General features: G+C 46.5%; 3 protein-coding genes. All 3 read right to left on the reverse strand.

Going from position 1 to position 3,218, the window contains the following annotated elements:
* Positions 1–174: 174 nt before the first annotated feature.
* Positions 175–300 carry a hypothetical protein gene (locus tag EWV84_RS08110; protein ID WP_286824026.1) on the reverse strand — a complete coding sequence of 42 codons (126 nt, stop codon included), beginning with the start codon at positions 298–300 and terminating at the stop codon, positions 175–177.
* Between the two features lie 18 nt (positions 301–318).
* Entirely contained in the window at positions 319–1,197 is an 879-nt protein-coding gene (gene murB, locus EWV84_RS08115; protein WP_287077594.1) for a UDP-N-acetylmuramate dehydrogenase, read from the reverse strand.
* A 192-nt stretch (positions 1,198–1,389) separates the two neighbouring features.
* Complete coding sequence (murC, locus tag EWV84_RS08120) at positions 1,390–2,784, reverse strand: UDP-N-acetylmuramate--L-alanine ligase (protein WP_287077595.1); 1,395 nt, start codon at positions 2,782–2,784, stop codon at positions 1,390–1,392.
* Positions 2,785–3,218: the final 434 nt, after the last annotated feature.

Below are 3,218 nucleotides of genomic sequence, written 5' to 3' on the forward strand. Positions count from 1 at the left end.
TCGTTCAGAAAAGACTTCAAATTCGGCCTTGAACGAGTAAAACTTTCTAGGAAATAAGGTTGAACATTGGATTTTTTCGACTTGTTCAAAGTGGCCGGAGGGCATTCGGACACTCAAAATGGACGGGTCGGAAAGCGTAAGACTTCTGTTAAAGAAGCAGCATCCCGTGAAGCGTCAACCCCATTGACGCGACCATTCTAAAAAGGTGGCGTGGTGAGGAATCGCCGTCCGTTTTACGGCGGCGAGGATGTCAAAAAAATATCTGCCGTCGCACTCCAGCCCATCGCGGCTGAGTTCCACCGTTATCGAGAAAAATAGTTAAATCCCGTCAAATTCCCCTAAAACTTTCACCTCTGGTTCTAACCACAAAGACCAGCGATCGAACACTTGTTCCTGCACATGACGAATTAAACGCAGAATATCCGACGCTTTTGCCGAACCAATATTCAGGATAAAATTAGCGTGTAATTCTGATACTTGCGCCCCACCAATTTGATAACCTTTTAATCCCATTTCCTCAATTAAAGCCCCGGCAAATTGCGGTTTAGGATTGCGGAAAACACTACCACAACTAGGACGATCATAGGGTTGGGTACTTTTGCGATGGAGTAAATTATGGGTAGTAATTGCCATTATTTCCTTGCGATTATCGGTAGCTTCTAACTGAAATGTGGCTTCGATAACTAAACGTTGATCCCCTTGCAGAGAAGAACTGCGATAACTATAATTTAAATCTTCTTTGCTTAAAGTTTCTAACTGACCATCGGGATTTAATACCAGCGCCCGTACTAATCGATCCGCCACACAGGAGGTATGTGCGCCCGCATTCATCACCACAGCACCCCCCACCGTACCGGGGATACCCACCGCCCATTCTAGGCCCCTCCAGCCCCGTTTTGCCGCTCTCCAAGCTATTTTTGGCAGGGGTTCCCCCGCTGCTGCTGTAATCGTAGCAGTTTCGCCATCAAAACAACTCGATCGCAGATGGCGAGTATTGAGGACAAGTCCGGGTAAACCTCGATCGCTGATTAGTAAATTTGAACCAGCCCCCAAAACAGTCAAGGGCAAATCTTGCGATCGCCACCAAGCGAACACTTCTCTTAATTCCTCTAGATTAATGGGTTCGGCATACCATTGCGCTCTTCCCCCCACCCGGTAGGAAGTGAAATCAGCTAGAGAAACAGAGGTTTTAATCATAGGGTTTTAGGGGGTTGGGGGTTGGGGTTTTAGGGTTTTGGGTGTTGGGTGTTGAGGGTTGGGGTTTTAGGGTTTTGGGGTAGTGGGGAATTTAGCTGAAATTTCCCTATCTCCCTATCTCCCCATTTCCCCATTCCTAGCTCGGGGTTGGGGTTTTAGGGTTTTGGGTGTTGGGTGTTGAGGGTTGGGGTTTTAGGGTTTTGGGGTAGTGGGGAATTTAGCTGAAATTTCCCTATCGAACAGAGCTAGATCCCCTGGTTGGAGAATTTCTAGCAGGAATTGACCTAAAGAACTCAATTCGGGGTGATAGTAGGCATTTTTATGGTGTTTTCTCACCTGTTCGGCCACTTGCTGCCCAGTGACGTGATTGATATTCACTTCCCCAGCACTATAAATATCCGTTAACACTACCACATCGGCGGAACTGAAAGCGGAGCCGAATTCCTCTAAAAAGGCAGTGGTGCGACTGTAGCGATGGGGTTGGAAAATAGCGATCGAACGTTGGTACTGTTTGCCTTCTACCTTCAATTTTGCCGCCGCTAAAGTAGCCAACAATTCGCTAGGATGGTGGGCATAATCATCGATAAAAGTAATGCCGTTTGCCTCTCCCTTGTGTTCAAAACGGCGTTTTGCCCCGGCAAAAGTAGCGATCGCATCGGCAATAACGGCAAATTCTAAACCGAGATAACGTCCGATAGCAACCACTGCCAAAGCATTACTAATATTATGTTGCCCGGGGATTTTCACTTCCATTTGTCCCAAATAACTACCTTTTTCCCAGACGGAAGCTTTCATCATTCCCTGTTCATAGATAATCTCGCTGACGGTGTAATCCGCACCTTTTTCGGGATCGAGACTATAACTAATCGTCGGACAGAAATGCTCGGCGATCGTGTCACAATCTAAACAAGCGACTAAAATCTGGCACTGATTAGCGAATTCATGGAAAGTGTCGATAACTTCGCTTAAATTATGGTAGTGATCGGGGTGATCTAGCTCAATATTAGTGATTACGCCGATTTTCGGGGCGTGCTTGGTTAGGGAACCATCGGACTCATCGGCCTCAGCTACTAAAAAACGACCTTGACCAAGACGAGCGTTACCTTCCCAAGCGTCCACCTCACCACCGACAATGATCGTGGGGTCTAATCCCGCTTCCAGGAGAACGTAACCGATTAGGCTGCTAGTGGTGGTTTTTCCGTGGGTTCCAGCGACGGCGATACTGTCGTAATCGGCGATTAAAGCCGCTAAAACGTCGCTACGGTGAAAAATTGGGTATCCTAAGTCTCTGGCCGCTTGATATTCCTTGTTATGGTCATTAATCGCCGTGGAGCAGATTACTTGCGGAACTGTTTGGCTACTGTTTTGCGGGCCCGGAGAATGAAATAAAGCTAAATTATTTGCCTCTTGACGGTGGAAAATCTGCGCTCCCGCTCCCTGTAGACGTTGGGTGATATGAGTAGGACGTAAATCCGAGCCAGACACAGGTAAATTGCGCTTGGCTAAGATATAAGCGAGGGCTGACATCCCAATACCGCCAATACCGATGAAATGGAAAGGTTGGCCGTTAAAATTAACTTTTTTCACTGTTTTCACTCCTCAAACCCACGATTATATAAGTTTTAAACTCGATCGGTAGTAAAGTCAACTTCATGATAGGAGCATTTGAGCAGAATTCCAAAATGTTGCCCAGTTGCCTTGCAAAATCCTTGACGCAGAATTAAATTTTTTTCTCCCAATTCCTTTTTTTGGGGAGTGGGAAGTGGGGTGTAGGGTGTGGGGTGTAGGGTGCGGGGTGTGGGGAGAATAAAGCTGCCTATTGCCTATTGCCTATTGCCTATTGCCTATTGCCTATTGCCTATTGCCTATTGCCTATTGCCTATTGCCTATTGCCTATTGCCTCTATTTAGGGTCTGCTGAATAAATCTAAAAACCTTGTTGGGTAAGACTTTTAGACTTTTTGTCAATCAAAAAGTACCAGGCATGGGAGTGATCAGGGGGAAAATTCAGGTACTTTTTCC

This window comes from Microcystis sp. M_QC_C_20170808_M3Col (assembly GCF_007095505.1).
In the GTDB taxonomy this organism is placed as follows: domain Bacteria; phylum Cyanobacteriota; class Cyanobacteriia; order Cyanobacteriales; family Microcystaceae; genus Microcystis.

Bases quoted from the DNA above. Each gene is read 5' to 3' on its own strand.
- murB (WP_287077594.1), bottom strand. From the start codon at position 1,197: ATGATTAAAACCTCTGTTTCTCTAGCTGATTTCACTTCCTACCGGGTG.